The 15,367-nt window shown below is 73.0% G+C and carries 15 protein-coding genes and 1 tRNA gene; 6 read left to right on the top strand and 10 right to left on the bottom strand.

Translation table 11 applies throughout. From position 1 onward, the window contains the following. The first annotated feature begins 66 nt into the window (after positions 1 to 66). The 4 genes from AB0F58_RS07270 (at position 67) to AB0F58_RS07255 (ending at position 4,226) form a co-directional block, all read left to right on the top strand. On the top strand, positions 67 to 552 hold the full coding sequence (locus tag AB0F58_RS07270; RefSeq protein WP_357139271.1) for an MSMEG_6728 family protein: 486 nt from the start codon (positions 67 to 69) through the stop codon (positions 550 to 552). 96 nt (positions 553 to 648) lie between these two features. Next, a complete protein-coding gene (locus AB0F58_RS07265; protein ID WP_357139268.1) occupies positions 649 to 2,235 on the top strand; it encodes an FAD-dependent oxidoreductase in 1,587 nt (528 codons plus the stop codon). A gap of 53 nt (positions 2,236 to 2,288) precedes the next feature. Then, positions 2,289 to 3,440: a hypothetical protein gene (locus tag AB0F58_RS07260; RefSeq protein ID WP_357139265.1), complete on the top strand. Its 1,152-nt coding sequence runs from the start codon at positions 2,289 to 2,291 to the stop codon at positions 3,438 to 3,440. Between the two features lie 342 nt (positions 3,441 to 3,782). After that, a complete protein-coding gene (locus tag AB0F58_RS07255; RefSeq protein ID WP_357139262.1) occupies positions 3,783 to 4,226 on the top strand; it encodes an HNH endonuclease in 444 nt (147 codons plus the stop codon). Positions 4,227 to 4,269: 43 nt separating this feature from the next. Here AB0F58_RS07255 and AB0F58_RS07250 read toward each other — a convergent pair whose 3' ends face one another. The 6 genes from AB0F58_RS07250 to AB0F58_RS07225 all read right to left on the bottom strand — a co-directional run bounded on the left by AB0F58_RS07250 (position 4,270) and on the right by AB0F58_RS07225 (position 7,770). Beyond that, positions 4,270 to 5,493: an RNA polymerase sigma factor gene (locus tag AB0F58_RS07250; protein ID WP_357139258.1), complete on the bottom strand. Its 1,224-nt coding sequence runs from the start codon at positions 5,491 to 5,493 to the stop codon at positions 4,270 to 4,272. Beyond that, positions 5,490 to 5,840 carry a YciI family protein gene (locus AB0F58_RS07245; protein WP_357139256.1) on the bottom strand — a complete coding sequence of 117 codons (351 nt, stop codon included), beginning with the start codon at positions 5,838 to 5,840 and terminating at the stop codon, positions 5,490 to 5,492. Before AB0F58_RS07245 ends, AB0F58_RS07250 begins: the two co-directional genes overlap by 4 nt. 93 nt (positions 5,841 to 5,933) lie before the next feature. Then, a complete protein-coding gene (locus AB0F58_RS07240; protein WP_357139254.1) occupies positions 5,934 to 6,701 on the bottom strand; it encodes an enoyl-CoA hydratase/isomerase family protein in 768 nt (255 codons plus the stop codon). A 66-nt stretch (positions 6,702 to 6,767) separates the two neighbouring features. Beyond that, positions 6,768 to 7,178 carry a VOC family protein gene (locus AB0F58_RS07235; protein WP_357139251.1) on the bottom strand — a complete coding sequence of 137 codons (411 nt, stop codon included), beginning with the start codon at positions 7,176 to 7,178 and terminating at the stop codon, positions 6,768 to 6,770. 35 nt (positions 7,179 to 7,213) lie between these two features. Continuing rightward, a complete protein-coding gene (locus AB0F58_RS07230) occupies positions 7,214 to 7,615 on the bottom strand; it encodes an AraC family transcriptional regulator (protein WP_357139249.1) in 402 nt (133 codons plus the stop codon). 78 nt (positions 7,616 to 7,693) lie between these two features. Further along, positions 7,694 to 7,770, bottom strand: a tRNA-Thr gene (locus AB0F58_RS07225). Between the two features lie 373 nt (positions 7,771 to 8,143). Here AB0F58_RS07225 and ugpC point away from each other — a divergent pair. Continuing rightward, positions 8,144 to 9,235 carry a sn-glycerol-3-phosphate ABC transporter ATP-binding protein UgpC gene (gene ugpC, locus AB0F58_RS07220; protein ID WP_357139246.1) on the top strand — a complete coding sequence of 364 codons (1,092 nt, stop codon included), beginning with the start codon at positions 8,144 to 8,146 and terminating at the stop codon, positions 9,233 to 9,235. A gap of 65 nt (positions 9,236 to 9,300) precedes the next feature. Here the strand turns inward: ugpC and rlmB are convergent, their stop codons facing one another. Together rlmB and cysS are read right to left on the bottom strand one after the other, a co-directional pair. Further along, entirely contained in the window at positions 9,301 to 10,416 is a 1,116-nt protein-coding gene (rlmB, locus tag AB0F58_RS07215; protein WP_357139244.1) for a 23S rRNA (guanosine(2251)-2'-O)-methyltransferase RlmB, read from the bottom strand. After that, complete coding sequence (cysS, locus tag AB0F58_RS07210) at positions 10,416 to 11,831, bottom strand: cysteine--tRNA ligase (protein WP_357139241.1); 1,416 nt, start codon at positions 11,829 to 11,831, stop codon at positions 10,416 to 10,418. Before cysS ends, rlmB begins: the two co-directional genes overlap by 1 nt. A 222-nt stretch (positions 11,832 to 12,053) precedes the next feature. On the opposite strand from cysS, the gene AB0F58_RS07205 reads away from it, so the two are divergent. Next, the gene (locus AB0F58_RS07205) at positions 12,054 to 12,662 is read left to right on the top strand and encodes a helix-turn-helix domain-containing protein (RefSeq protein ID WP_357140386.1); all 609 of its coding nucleotides are present in this window, start codon (positions 12,054 to 12,056) and stop codon (positions 12,660 to 12,662) included. A 228-nt stretch (positions 12,663 to 12,890) separates the two neighbouring features. Here the strand turns inward: AB0F58_RS07205 and AB0F58_RS07200 are convergent, their stop codons facing one another. Next, the gene (locus AB0F58_RS07200; RefSeq protein WP_357139238.1) at positions 12,891 to 14,585 is read right to left on the bottom strand and encodes a S8 family serine peptidase; all 1,695 of its coding nucleotides are present in this window, start codon (positions 14,583 to 14,585) and stop codon (positions 12,891 to 12,893) included. A gap of 88 nt (positions 14,586 to 14,673) precedes the next feature. Beyond that, complete coding sequence (locus tag AB0F58_RS07195; protein WP_357139235.1) at positions 14,674 to 15,363, bottom strand: HAD family hydrolase; 690 nt, start codon at positions 15,361 to 15,363, stop codon at positions 14,674 to 14,676. Positions 15,364 to 15,367: the final 4 nt, after the last annotated feature.

Raw genomic sequence — 15,367 nt, 5'->3', positions numbered from 1 at the left:
CGAGGCCCCGGGGCCGGCCTGGTCGCGGTCAGGCATGCGCCGGCCCGGGGCGGGTAGAGCGGGACCGTGCAGACCTTCCTGCCGTACCCGGACTTCTCGGCGAGCGCGCGGGCGCTGGACCAGCGGCGCCTCGGCAAGCAGCGGGTCGAGGCGATCCAGGTGCTGCGTGGACTGACCCGCCCCGGGTACGGCTGGCGCAACCACCCGGCGGTGCGGATGTGGGCCGGGTACGAGGAGGCGCTGGTCCGCTACGGGCTGGACGTCTGCGCGGTGTGGTGCGCCCCGGGACGGGCGGACACCTGCGCGACCACGCTCACCGCCGACCTCACCGACGCCTGCGGCATCACCGGCGTACGCGCCCAGGCCGAGCTGGCCCGGGTCGGTGAACTCCCGCCCTGGCTGGGCCGGGCGGACCTGCACCGCAGCCACCAGTCCTCGCTGCTGCGCAAGGATCCCGAGCACTACCGCCCGATCTTCGGTGACGTCCCGCCCGACCTGGAGTACGTCTGGCCCGACTCGGACCGTCCACGCCGCTGCCTGCCGCCCGCCTGAGGTGCCGGCAGGGGCGCTCTGCCGGGCAGGGACACCCCGGCCGGCCTGGCGCGCACCCACCGGCAGCAACCCGGCAACTGGTGCAGACTGGGGCGCATGGCGCTGTCTCAGCGGGTCGGCCGGTTCATCGGCGTACGGGAACACCTGGTCGACCCCGGCGGTGGCGGCGCGGCCCGGTTGCCCCGCCCGGTCGACGTGGTGGTGGTCGGCGGCGGCATCGCCGGCATGTCGGCGGCGGTGGTGCTCGCCGAGCGGGGTGTACGGGTGACCGTGCTGGAGGCCGCGCCCACCCTCGGCGGACGGCTCGGCGCGTGGCCGGAAACCCTCGTCGACGGCAGCCGGCAGGTCGTCGAGCACGGCTTCCACGCGTTCTTCCGGCAGTACTACAACTGGCGGTCGATCCTGCGCCGGATCGACCCGGCACTCGGCTTCCTCACGGCGGTCCCCGGTTACCCGATCCTCAGTGCCAGCTGGCCGACCGAGGAGTTCGGCCGGCTCCCGCCCGCCCCGCCGGCGAACCTGCTCGCGCTGCTGGTGCGCAGTCCCAGCCTGCGCCTGCGGGATCTGCGCGGAATGGACCGCGAGGCGGCCCTGCCGCTGCTCACGTACGACCCGGAGCGTACCTACGCCGAACTGGACGGTCGGACCGCACAGGACCTGCTCGACTCGCTGCGGCTGCCGGACCGGGCACGGGCGATGCTCTTCGAGGTCTTCTCGCACTCGTTCTTCAACCACGAGGCGGAGATGTCGGCCGCCGAGATGGTCGCGCAGTTCCACTTCTACCTGCTCGGCAACGGCGAGGGGCTGGCGTTCGACGCCCCGGACGAGGACTACGCGACGGCGGTGTGGGAGCCGTTGGCCGGGTACGTGCGGCGGCACGGCGGTCGGGTGCTGACCGGGGTGCCGGCCACCGCGCTGGATCGCGACGCGGACGGCTGGCGGGTGGCGACCGCCGACGGGACGGCGTACCGGGGCGGGCACGTGGTGCTGGCCGTCGACCCGCCCGCACTCGCCGCGCTGGTCGGGAACTCACCCGGCCTCGCGGCGGTCGCTCCGGAGCTGGTGGCGCGGGCACCGGCGTTCGGCAGGCCCGGCCCGCCGTACGCGGTCGCACGGTACTGGCTGGACGGGGACGTGGCCGCCGGACGGGCGGTGTTCAGTGGGGTGTCCCGGCAGCCCACCCTGGACTCGGTGACCCTCTACCACCGGCTCGAGCACGGGTCCCGCCGCTGGGCCGCGAGCACCGCGGGGGCGGTGGTGGAGTTGCACGCGTACGCCTGCGAACCGGGGGTGGCCGCCGGGGTGCTGGCCGAGCGGATGCGCGGCGAGCTGGCGACGCTCTGGCCGGAGGTGGCCGGGCTGCGGGTACGCGACCTGCGGGCCCGGGTGGAGGCGCAGGCTCCGGCGTTCGCGCCGGGTGGCCATGCGACCCGCCCCGGGGTACGCACCGACGCGACCGGGCTGCACCTGGCCGGCGACGGCATCCGCACGGACTTCCCGAGCGCGTTGATGGAGCGGGCGGCGGCCACCGGGATCATCGCCGCGAACCACGTGCTGCGGGCCGAGGGCGGGGCCGCCGAACCGGTCCGGTCGGTCCGTCCGCGAGGTCTGCTGGCGCGGCGGCGGGGGGGGGGCGTCGACACCCGGTCGCGGCTGAGCAAACCGGGCGTTTCCCGACAATAGCACCTGTGTACGAATAGGCTGGTCGGCGGATCACCACGCCAGCGGGGGACACCGTGCAGCCACGCCACCAGCAGCTCCCGGCGGAGCCGGGCAACCCATCCGACGGGCCCGGCCGCGACGAGGGGCCCGGCCGCCCGGAGGGGCACGCCGACGAACGGGCGTGCGTGGTGACCGCGCTGCGGCTCGGCTGGTGGATGGCGGACGCGTACCACCACGCCCGCACCCCCGAACCGGACGACGGGCCCGCCGGCCGGCCACCGCCCCGGCCGAAGCTGTCCAACCTGACGGAGATGTCGGGGCGGCAGCGGATGCGGATGTACCTCGACGGCGTGGAGGTGGCGCTCCGCCAGATCGCCGTGCTGGCCCGGCACGACGGGGCCGGCCCGTCGACCGCCGCCGCCCGGTCCCTGATCCGGGATACCGGTGGGCACCGTCCCGGCGACGTCGACGCGATGCTGGTCGCGCTGGACGAGTTGAACGTGGACGTGCTGCGCTGGGCGATGGCCCGCGACCACCGGGTCGGGATCGCGTACCGGTTCGGGCGTTCCCTCGCCGACACCGTCCGCCGATGCGACGCCGAACAGCTGCCCCAGCGCTTCGGCGGCCGGCAGGACCAGCTGCGCCGCTGGCTGGAGGAGCTGGCCGGGGTGCTGCCGCCGTACGCGGCCCCGGTGGTGCGGCACTCGCTGGCGAGCTGGACGACCGCGGTCCGGGCGGCGGCGGCCGGTGATCCGGCCGAGGCGGAGCTGTCCGACCTCGCCGACCGCCTGCGCGACCAGGGCGACCTGTGGCGGAGCGTGCTCACCGGCGGGCTGCACCCCCGGGACCTGCTCGACGAGGAGCACTACGCGATCGTCGCCCGCAACCTGATCATCCGGGACCGGCGGCTGGTGGTGCGGGCGGCGCGGGGCCTCGGTTACCCGGTGCTCGTGCCGCTGCTGGTGGTCCTGCTGGCGGTGGTCGGGGTGAGCGCCACCGCCGCCGCCGGCTCCCCGGTCACCCGGGCGGCGGTCGCGCTGCTCGGCCTCGGCGCGGGGCTCGCCGCCTTCTGGCGGGTGCTCTCCGGCCCGGCGGCCCAGGTCGCCGGTGAGGTCAACCGGCCGTTGCTGCACGGTGAACTGGTCGTGCAGATGGCCCGCTGCGTGGAACGGCCGCTCGACACGGCCCGCGCGACCAGCCGCGCCCGCCGTGTCGGCGCCGGTTGACCGTCCGGCCCGGACCCGGAATCCGGCCGGCGCCACCCGGCTGTGCACGGCGCCGGCCGGGAGAGGCCGCGCACCGTGATCGAAATTCGTTGCCCGCCCCACCGGGCCGTCCTACCGTGGACACGCACGCCCCCACCGGTCAAGCCAGGAGTACACGATGTCGATGCCGCAGTTGCGCGTCGTCGCTCCGGCATGTCCCGGTGGGCGCCGACCGGAGACGTCCCGGGGCGGGCAGCCCGACTGACGCGCGTCCACCGCACGTCGGAGATGCCGCCCGTCCGCCGCCGGACCGGGCGGCTTTCTCGTCGCGCAGGTGGATCAGTTCAGTGGAGGGAGAATCCGGTGAACGCCGTACTCGTTGTCAACGCCGACCTCGGCCCGCTGCACCGGGTCACCGTCCAGCACGCGATCCGGATGCTCTGCCGCCGGGTCGCCGAGATCCACGAGGCCGAGCCGGACCAGCTCGTCGGCGTCTTCCCGCTCCCCCGGGTGGTGCGCCTCGTCCGGTACGTGGTGACCCGCTGGCGGTTCAGTGCCGGACCGCCCTGGTCCAGGGGTGCGGTGCTGCGGCGGGACGACCGGCGCTGCGCGTACTGCGCCGGGCCGGCCAGCACCGTCGACCACATCCTGCCCCGCTCGCGCGGGGGCCGGAACACCTGGCGGAACACCACAGCCGCCTGCTACGACTGCAACCAGCGCAAGGGTGACCGTACGCCGGTGGAGGCGGGCATGCCGCTGCGGCGCGAGCCGGTGGTGCCGACCTGGGCGACGCTGGCCCTGCGGTGACCCCTGACCGACCGGTGAACCCGGTCCGGTCGCCGGAGCCGGCTCAGCCGCCCGTCCGGCCGAGGAGTTCCTGCCGGCGGCGGCGCAGCAGTTCCCGCTCGACGGTGTTCTCGGTCCGGGCGATCGCCGTCCCGTAGGCGAGCACCGCGTCGGCGTCGCGGCCGAGCCGGCTCAGCAGGTCGGCACGGATAGCGTGGAACAGATGGTGCTGGCCGAGGTCGAGGGCGTCGACCAGGGCCAGCGCCGGTCCCGGCCCGTCGACCTCGGCCACCACGACCGCCCGGTGCAGCGCCACGACCGGGCTGGGCGCGACCACCGTCAGCTGGTCGTACAGCGCCAGGATCTGCCACCAGTCGGTGTCGGCCGCCGTCCGCGCGTCGCTGTGCACGGCGTTGACCGCCGCCTGGATCTGGTACGGACCGGGCCGGTTGCGCCGCAGGCAGCGCCGGACCAGGTCCTGTCCCTCGCGGACCAGGTCGGCGTCCCACCGGTCGCGGTCCTGCTCGGCGAGGCGGACCAGTTCCCCGTCCGGTCCGGTGCGCGCCGGCCGGCGCGCCTCGACCAGCAGCATCAGGGCGAGCAGGCCGGTCACCTCCGGCTCGTCCGGCATCAGCTCGGCGAGCAGCCGCCCCAACCGGATCGCCTCGGCGCAGAGTTCCGCGCGGACCAGCCGGTCCCCGGAACTGGCCGTGTATCCCTCGTTGAAGATCAGGTACAGCACGGCCAGCACGGCCCGGAGCCGTTCCGGCAGGTCCGCGTCCGCCGGCACCCGGTACGGGATCCCCGCGTCCCGGATCTTGGCCTTGGTGCGGACCAGCCGCTGCGCCATGGTCGACTCGGGCACCAGGAAGGCGCGGGCGATCTCGGCGGTGGTGAGCCCACCCAGCAGCCGCAGGGTCAGCGCGACCCGCGCGCCGGGGGCGAGCGCCGGATGGCAGCAGGTGAAGACGAGCCGGAGCCGGTCGTCGTGCACGGGCCCCTCCTCGGCTGGCTCGTCGGCGGCGTGGAGCAGGGCGGCCTGCGCGTACCGGTCGGCCCGGGTCGCCTCCCGCCGCAGCCGGTCGATCGCCCGGTTCCGGGCGGTGGTGATGATCCATCCCGCCGGGCTGGGCGGCGGGCCGTCGTCCGGCCAGCGCCGCGCCGCCTCGACGAAGGCGTCCTGGACCGCCTCCTCGGCGACGTCGAGGTCACCGAAGACGCGGGCCAGGACGGCGACCGCCCGGCCGTACTCGGCGCGGAAGATCCGCTCCAGGCCGGGCTGGGTCACGCGGGCCCGTCCTGGAAGGGCCGCACCTCGATCGGGAGCGTGGTGGCGCGGGCCAGCCGGCTGCCCCAGTCGAGCGCGGTGTCCAGGTCGGGGGCCCTGATGATGGTGAAGCCGCCGAGGTGTTCCTTGCCCTCGGCGTACGGGCCGTCGGTCGTCAGCAGTTCCCCGTCGGTGACCCGGACCACGGTGGCCGTGCTCGGCGGGTACAGCCCGCCGGCGAAGACCCAGACACCGGCCGCCCGCATCTCCGCGTCGACCGCGCCCACGTCCTGCATGATCTTCTCCAGCACCGCGGCCTCCGGCGCGGGGCCGTCCGGCTGGACCACGCTGAGCAGGTACTGCTTCATGAGGTGTCTCCTCGCCTACCGTCGCCGGCCCGGTGCCGACGCTCACCCCCTACACGAACGAGCGTGGGCGGAATCGACACCGCACGGAGAAAATCAGCCGGTCGGCGGGATCGTCCAGGTGAAGCGGGCCGGACGGCGCTCGTGGAACGCCGCCACCCCCTCCCGCGCCTCGCCGCTGGCCTGGCCCTGCCGGTGCCACCAGGCCGCCCGCCCGGCGTCGGCCCGACCGTCCACGATCTCCTTGGCGGCGACGACGCTGAGCTGGGAGCGGACGGCGACGGTGCCGGTCAGCTCGGTGATCCGGCCGGTCAACCGGTCGACGGGCAGCACCTCGTCGACCAGGCCGACCCGGGCGGCCCGCTCGGCGTCCACCAACTCGCCCGTGAAGATCAGGTACTTCGCGGTGGCCGGCCCGACCAGTGCGGCCAGCCGGCGGGTGGTCGGCGTCGGATAGACCACCCCGAGCTTGGCCGGCGGGACACCGAACCGGGCGTCGGCGGCGGCGATCCGCAGGTCACAGGCGACGGCGAGCTGGCAGCCGCCGCCCACGCAGGCACCGCGTACCGCCGCGACGGTCGGCTTGGCGAACGCGGCCAGCCGTTCCTCGGCGACCACCGCCACGCTGTGGTCGCCGGCCGCCAGCAGCTCGTCCACGTTCCCCAGGTCGGCACCGGCGCAGAAGGTCTCCCCCGCCCCGGTGAGCACCAGGACCCGGACCGCCGGGTCCGCCTCCAGCCGGTCGAGCAGCGGCGGCAGCTGCCGCCACATGTCCGGGGTCATCGCGTTCCGACGGGTCGGATTGCTGATCACCACGGTCGCCACCGGACCGGTCACCTCGACGGTCAGCCGTGCGTCCGACACCGTTCCTCCTCGTCCCGCCGGCCGGGCCGGGGCCGGTCCGCCGACCCTAACGGACCCCTGGTGGGCTCAGAACATCTGGCCGATCCGGATGCGGTTGCCGAACGGGTCCCGGATCCCGAAGTCGATGCCGTACGGGCGCTCGGTCGGCTCGTCGGTGACGTCCACGCCCTTGGCCACCAGGTCCTCGTAGGTCTTGTGCGCGTCGTCGGTGGTCATGAAGAGGTAACCGCCCAACGCCCCCTTGGTGAGCAGTTCCCGCACCTGCTCGGCGGTCGCCGGGTCCAGGGCCGGCGGGCCGGGCTTCTCCAGCAGGATCTCCCGCTGGCGGTCTCCGGGCAGGTTGACCGTGAGCCAGCGCATGAAGCCGAGGTCGGCGTCGGTGTGGACCTCCATGCCCAGCTTGCCGACGTAGAAGTCGAGGGCCTCGTCCTGGTCGAGGACGTAGATCTGGGAGCGGCTGATCGTGTTCATCGTCATGCCGAGCACGCTACGTCCCCACTCTGACCTGCTGCTTATCCAAAACTGCTGGGTCGGGTCCAGGCCTTGGTGAAGCAACTCGGCACGGCACCGGCCGGGGTCCGTCGCCGTCGGAAGGAGGTCGGCGACTCCCCGACGATCTCCCGGAAGGTGCGGCTGAAGGTGCCGAGGCTGGTGAAGCCGACCGCGTGGCAGATCTCCGTGACGTCCCGCTCCGACTCGAGCAGCAGCGACATCGCCCGCTCGACCCGACGACGCTGGAGGTAGCGGTGCGGGGTCTCGCCGAAGGTGGCCCGGAAGGTCCGGATGAAGTGCGCCTCGGAGACGTACGCGATCCGCGCCAGGGTGGGGACGTCCAGCGGCTCGGCGTACGAGCGGTCCATCGCGTCCCGGGCCCGCAGCATCGCCCGGTTGGACTGCTCGACCGCGCGGCTCACCGCACCAGCCTACGAGGGGGACCGGACGCCCGTCGACCGGGCCCGTTCCGCGAGGAACGGGCCCGGAACCGACGGAATTGGAGCCCCCGGCCGGGATCGAACCGGCGACATCTCGCTTACAAGGCGAGTGCTCTGGCCAGCTGAGCTACAGGGGCGCGGGCGTCCGTGGTCAGCATAGCGACTGGCGTCCGGATTTCCTCCCGCACCAGGCCCCTCAGCACCGGAAACGTGATCTGCTGCCGTCCTTCCGGTCGGGTTGTGATCCTACGGTGCACGCAACGCAGTCAATGTCCCGGCGATTGATGGTTGTGCGTGCCTGAGTGACCGGTATGCGAATGTCGTCGGTCCCATCCAGTGCCCACCGTCTTGGCAGCCGAGGAAATCACGTTTACCGTGCAGTGACGCGGACGACATTCCAGTGACCCCGGTGACCGGAATTCGCCCGACGGGCCGGTGCGGCTACGTACCGGTCGCTCCTTCACTCGGATCGTCCGGCACGTTCCTGCCGGTGAAAGGAAGCGCTTCACCATGGCCACGGTTACCTACGCCAAGGCGTCCCGCATCTACGCGGGCACCGAGCGTCCCGCCGTCAACGAGCTCGACCTGGAGATCGGCGACGGCGAGTTCCTCGTCCTGGTCGGCCCCTCCGGTTGCGGCAAGTCCACCAGCCTGCGCATGCTCGCCGGCCTGGAGGACGTCGACGGGGGCTCGATCTACATCGACCAGCGCGACGTCACCCACCTGCCGCCGAAGGCCCGCGACATCGCGATGGTCTTCCAGAACTACGCCCTCTACCCGCACATGTCGGTGTACGAGAACATGGCGTTCGCCCTGAAGCTCCGCAAGACCCCCAAGTCGGAGATCGACCGGCGGGTCAAGGAGGCGGCGGCCCTGCTCCAGCTGGAGGAGTACCTCAGCCGGAAGCCGAAGGCGCTCTCCGGTGGCCAGCGCCAGCGGGTCGCGATGGGCCGGGCCATCGTCCGCGAGCCCCAGGTCTTCCTCATGGACGAGCCGCTGTCGAACCTCGACGCCAAGCTCCGGGTGCAGACCCGTACCCAGATCGCGTCGCTCCAGGCCAAGCTCGGCGTCACCACGGTCTACGTCACCCACGACCAGGTCGAGGCGATGACCATGGGTCACCGGGTGGCCGTCATGCTCGACGGTGTCCTCCAGCAGGTGGACACCCCGCGGGCGCTCTACGACACCCCGGCGAACGTCTTCGTCGCCGGCTTCATGGGTTCCCCGGCCATGAACATCAAGACCGTGGCGCTGAGCGAGTCCGGCGCCGCCTTCGCCGACATGAACATCCCGCTCACCCGGGAGCAGGTCGAGGCGGCCCGCGCCGAGGGTGCCAACAACAAGGTCACCGTGGGCTTCCGTCCGGAGGACTGCGACCTGGTCAGCCCCACCGAGGGCGGCATGCCGGTCGTCGTCGAGCTGGTCGAGGACCTCGGTTCGGACGCCAACATCTACGGCCACGCCGCACTGGAGGGCGCGAACGAGCGGTTCGTCGTCCGGACCGACCGTCGGGCCATGCCGAACATGGGTGACACCGTGTTCGTCAAGCCGCGCACCGGCCGGATCCACGCCTTCAACGCCGCCAGCGGCAACCGGATCTGACGTACCGCGAAAGGGGCGGCCCGCTTCGGCGGACCGCCCCTTTCGGCGTTGGCTGTCGCGGCGGGTCAGGCTTCGCTGCGCCGCCGGGCGACCTCGGCGAGGGTGACCGCGGCGGCCACGCTCGCGTTCAGCGACTCGACGTCGGAGACCATCGGGATGCGTACGGTCAGGTCGCAGGTCTCGCCGACCAGCCGGGAGAGCCCACGCCCCTCGGAGCCGACCACGACGACCAGCGGGCCGACCGCGGCCTCCAGGTCGTAGAGGTCGGTCTCGCCGTCGGCGTCCAGGCCGACCACCGTGAACCCGGCGTCCTGGCATGCCTTCAGGGACCGGGTCAGGTTCGTCACCTGGGCCACCGGCACCCGCGCCGCCGCACCCGCGCTGGTCCGCCAGGCGGTCGCGGTGATCCCGGCGGCCCGCCGTTCCGGTACGAAGACACCCTGCGCGCCGAACGCGGCAGCCGACCGGATCACCGCGCCGAGGTTACGGGGGTCGGTGACCCCGTCCAGCGCCACCAGCAGCGGGGCGGTCTGCTCCAGCGCCGCCACGACCAGGTCCTCGAACGTCTCGTAGGCGAACGGCGGCACCTGGAGGCCGACGCCCTGGTGCAGCACTCCCCCGGTCATCCGGTCCAGTTCGGCCCGGCTGACCTCCAGGATGGCGATGCCCCGGTCGGCGGCGGTCCGGATGATCTCCTTGACCCGGTCGTCGCTGTCGATGCCCTGGGCGGTGTAGAGCGCGGTCGCCGGCACGCTGGTGCGCAGCGACTCCAGCACCGGGTTCCGTCCGACCAGCAGCTCCGGGCTGTCCTTGGCCGGATTGGACCGGCGACCGGGGGCCACCCGGGGGCCACTGCGGGAGGCCGGCTTACCGCCGCGGCCCTTCGCTGCCGGGACGCCCCGGCCGCCACCCCGGCCCCAGGTGGTGTCCTTGCTGCCGGGCTGGCCGATCTTCGGGGCACGCCCCTCCTCGGCGGCGGCCCGCCGCTCCTTGTCCTGCTTCCAGGCGGTGCGCTGGGGCAGCTTCTCGGTGCCCGAGTACGCCTTGTGCCAGGGACGTTCGTCGGCCGGCAGGGTCTTCCCCCGCCCGGCGAGGGCGTCCCGGTTCTTGCCGCCGGAGCCCTTCGGGGCTCCCGCCTTCGGGGCCAGTCGCCGGCCTCGGCGCTGTGAGTTGCCGGCCATCAGTCCTGCTCTCCAATAGTCCAACGGGGGCCCTGCGGGGTGTCCTCGACCACCACGCCGGCCTGCTTGAGCTGGTCGCGTACCGCGTCGGCGGCGGCCCAGTCCTTGCGGCCGCGCGCCTGGGCGCGCTGTTCCAGGGCCAACGCGACCAGGGAGTCCACCACGCTGCGCAGGTCGTCACCGCGACCGTCGCCGGTCCAGGCGACGTCCAGGGGGTCGACACCGAGGATATCCAGCATCGCGCGGACGGCGGCGAGCGCGGTGCGTACCGTCACATCGTCCCCGCCGGCCAGGGCGGTGTTCCCGTCACGAAGGACGTCGTGCAGCACGGCCAGCGCGGCGGAGGTGTTCAGGTCGTCGTCCATCGCGGCGCTGAACGCGGCCGGCAGGTCGCCGGGGGCCCCCGCGCCGACCCGCTCGACGGCCCGCTGCACGAAGCCCTCGATCCGCCGGTACGCGGTCGCCGACTCGCGCAGCGCGTCCTCGGTGTAGTCGATCCGGGACCGGTAGTGCGCCGCCGCGAAGTAGTAGCGCAGCTCGACCGGCCGCACCCCGAGCGAGGCGACGTAGGCCAGGTCGAGAGCGTTCCCGGCGGACTTGCCCATCTTCGCCCCACCCAGGCTGAGCAGGCCGTGGTGCACCCAGTACCGGGCGAACGGCAGGCCGGCGGCCTTGGACTGGGCGATCTCGTTCTCGTGGTGCGGGAAGGTCAGGTCCAGCCCGCCGCCGTGGATGTCGAACTCGGGGCCGAGGTAGCGCCAGCACATCGCCGAGCACTCGATGTGCCAGCCGGGACGGCCCCGCCCCCAGGGCGACGGCCAGTAGGCGTCAGCCGGCTCGTCCGGCTTCGCGCCCTTCCAGAGCGCGAAGTCCCGTGGGTCGCGCTTGCCCCGGTCGGGGGCGTCCCCGGCGGACTGCATGTCGCCGGGCGACTGGCCGGAGAGCGCGCCGTACTCCGGCCAGGACGCCACGTCGAAGTAGACGTCGCCGGAGCCGTCGGTGGCCGGGTAGGCGTGCCCGCGCTCGATCAGCGTGGCGATCAGCTCGTGCATCTCCGGCACGTGCCCGGTCGCCCGGGGCTCGTACGTCGGCGGCAGCACGTTCAACGACCGGTACGCGGCGGCCAGGACCAGCTCGTTGGCGTACGCGATGGCCCAGAAGGGCCGCTCCTGCTCGCACGACTTGACCAGCAGTTTGTCGTCGATGTCGGTCACGTTGCGGATGAAGGTGACCTCGAAGTCCTTCGCCAGCAGCCAGCGGCGCAGCACGTCGTAGTTGACGCCGGAACGAAGATGGCCGATGTGCGGGGGCGCCTGGAGGGTGAGACCACACAGGTAGACCCCCACCTTGCCGGCTTCCCTCGGGACGAAGTCCCGGACCGATCGGGTGGCGGTGTCATACAGGCGTAGCGTCACCGTACAAGGGTAACGGTCCCCACATCTTCGGGCTGTCCGGAGCAGGGTCGTACGCTGCCTGCTGTGGAGACGGCGGGACGACCCGGGTACGGGTCCACGGACCCGGACGGGGACGGGTTCCCTGCGCCGGACGGTCGTGCGACCTCCGGCCGCCCCGGGGACGGGTTCGCGGAGCCGGACGGTCGTGCGACCTCCGGCCGCCCCGGGGACACCGCGCAGACCCTGGACCGGGGACTGCGCCTGCTGCACCTGATCGCCGACGCGCAGGGCGGCCTGACCGTCACCGAGGCCGCGCACCGCCTGGGTATCGGCCGGGCTGCCGTCTACCGGCTGGTCAGCGCCCTGACCGGGCACGGCATGCTGCGCCGCGACCGCGCCGGGCGGCTGCGCCTCGGAGCCGGGGTGCTGCACCTGGCCCGGCGGGCCCAGCCGCTGCTCGCCGAGGGAGCGATGCCCGCCCTGCGCCGGTTGGCCGAGCAGGCCGGGGCGACCGCGCACCTGACCGTGGTGGAGGGGGACGAGGGTGTCGCCCTGGCCGTCGTCGAGCCGAGCTGGACGGCCTTCCACGTGGCGTACCGGACGGGTTCCCGGCACCCGCTGGAGCGCGGCGCGGCCGGGCGGGCCATCCTCGCCGGTCGGGCCGGGTCCGTCGGCCCGGTGACCACCGAGGGCGAGCTGCAACCCGGCGCGTACGGCGTGGCCGCGCCGGTGCTCGGCGTACCCGGGCTGGAGGCGAGCGTCGGTGTGGTGGCACTGGCCCCGCTGGACGCCGCGACGGTCGGCGGGCAGGTCCTCACCGCCGCCACCACCATCGCCCGCGCCCTCTCCTGACCCACCGGCCCGTCCCGCCCGCCCCGGTGGGGTCGAGGGCCGAGGGCCGCCGACCAGGGCCGAGGGCCGAGTTCACCTGGTTCCAGACAGCGGCCGACGGCAGCCGGGCGTGGCTGACCGGACCGGGGCAGTCGTCGCCGGCCGACGGCAGACGAGTACGCGGAGACGGAACTGCGGCACCCGGACGAGCCGGATGCCGCAGTTCCACCGATCGGTCGAGCGCGGGCCCTACGGGCGGGCGTTCGGCTTGAGCGGGGTCTTCACGGCGGCGTAGGCGTCGACGATGCCGTAGCCGTAGAAGCCGTTGAAGTTGAGGCCACCGGCGCAGTACGCGTCGTAGGTCTCGTCCCGGCCCTCGTTGCGGTACTGCTGGAGCCGGGGCTCCGGGCAGGCCCGCTCGGCGGCCGTGCGGTACAGGTGCTGCTCGACCAGGGCCGGGTCCATGCCGAAGCCGCCCCGACGCTCCGTCTTGCCGAACCTGCTGACGATCAGCGCGGTGACGCCGGCGGCGTGCGGCGCGGCCATCGAGGTGCCCTGGAGGTAGGTGTAGTAGCCACACTCACCATTGGTCTTGCACGCCTTGAAGACGAAGGTCTCGGCACCGGGGACGATGTTGCCGTCCGCGTCGACCGAGCCCTCCGCCTGGAGCACGTGCTTCGGGTACGCCGACAGGATCATGTTGGCGTCGGTACGGTACGAGTCGGTGCCGAAGCCGTCCCGGAACCAGCCACCCGGCGCGGCGACCGAGATCTGCTCGGTGCCCCAGTTCGAGAAGTCCGACTTCTTGTACGACGGGCCGAGCGAGGAGACACCGATGACGTGCGGGCCCTCGGCCGGCAGGTCCCAGCAGCTCTCGTTGTCGATCGGCCGCGGGTACGGCGCGACGGGGCCGTAGTCCGGGCTCGAGACGTCGGTACGCGGGGCACCGAGGTCCTCGTTGTTGTTACCGAGCGCGCCGACCAGGGTGACGCCCTTGCGGTGCGCGTAGGTCAGGGTCCGCTTCATCGCCGAGATGATGGCCCGCTGCTCGGCCTGCGCCTCCGGCGAGTCGGCCGGGTTGGCGGTGCAGTTGTACAGCCACGGGTCGACGTAGAACGACATGTTCACCACGTCGAGACCGTTGTTGGCCGCGTGCACCAGCGAGTTGACCACCGGCTCCAGGAAGAAGTAGCCGGAGTCCTGGCCGCCCTTGAGCTGCACCAGGCTCACGTTCGGGGCGACCCCGGAGATGCCGATGCCGTTGGCCGCCGCACCGATGGTGCCGGCGACGTGGGTGCCGTGCCCGTTGTCGTCGGTGCCGACCGGGTCGAGGCAGCTCGCCACCTCGCACGGGCCGTCGACCTCGGCGATGTCCGGGGCGAAGTTGCGCGACAGCGACCAGTCGAAGTTCGGGGCGATGTCCGGGTTGCTGGCGTCCACGCCGGTGTCCAGGACACCGACCTTGACCCGCCGGTCACCGGGCTCGATCTTGCGGGCCTTGTCGGCCCGGAGCATCTCCAGGCCCCAGAGCTTGTCGTCGAGCGGGTCCATCTTGGTCCCGCGCTTCTTGGCGGCGTCCTTCGTCGCCTTCTTCGTCGCGGCCAGCAGGTGCTCCTGCTCGACCCGGTCCAGCTTGGGCTTACGACCGATGGCCTTCTGCTGGGTCGCGCCGAGCAGGGCCCCGGCGGCAGTGGCCCGGGCGGCGAAGTCCGCCCGCTCACTGGTGACGCTGAAGATACCGACCTCGTCGGTACGGGAAACCACCGTGCCACCGGCGGTCCGGATGGCGGCGATCGCGGCGTCGGCGGAGACACCCTCCTCCGCGACGACGGTGAACGTCCGGGACACGGTCGGTTCGGCATTCGCCGGGCCGACCGGTCCGGTCACCGTGAGTGCCAGCGCCGTTGCGGTAGCGACGGCACCGGCGGTGAAGCGCTTGCTCACCACATCAGATCCTCTCGTTGAGGGACGTGGCAGACATCAGACCGCATCAACGCCAGTTCCGCCAGAGGTAGCGGCAGATCAGAGGCGTTCACAGCGGCTGTCGCACCGACCGGACGATGACGTCCAGCAGTTCAGCCATTGTGGACACCTCACCGTCCGGCACCACGCCGGGCCGGCAGGCCGCTCCGGTACGGTTCAGCCACACCGTCCGCAGGCCCGCGAGCTGCGGCGCGACCACGTCGTGATCGAGGGAGTCCCCGACGTAGAGCACCTCCGACGGGGGTACGCCGGCCGCCGCCACCACCGCCGCGTAGAACTCGGGTGCGGGCTTCTTCGGCAGCCCGTTCTCGTGGGCGTACAACTCGAAGGCGAACTCGCCGGCCAGGCCGCAGCGTTCGGTCCGGCTGTTGCCGTTGGTGGCGTAGCCGAGCACGAAGTGTCGGCGCAACTCGGCGAGCGCCGGGAGCACGTCCGGGAACGGCCTGGTCAGTGCGAACCGGTGGGCGAAGAACAGGTCGAGCATACGGTCGATTTCGGCGTCCAGCCCGGCCCGCGCCAGCGACAGGGCCAGTCCGGCGCGGCGGACCTCCTGCACCGGCGCGGCGCTGCCCACCGCCCAGGACGCCGCCCAGTCCGCTTCCAGGTCCGCCACCGAGAGCATGCCCGCGGCCGGGCTCAGCCGCCGCATCTCCTCGAGTACGGCCGTCAGACTGGTGGTCACCGCCGGTCTCAGGTCCAGCAGCGTCTCGTCCGCGTCGAACACGACCACACTCACCATGAAG

The organism is Micromonospora sp. NPDC023956, from assembly GCF_040639195.1.
GTDB lineage: Bacteria > Actinomycetota > Actinomycetes > Mycobacteriales > Micromonosporaceae > Micromonospora.
This window is presented reverse-complemented; position numbering and strand designations above follow the sequence as displayed.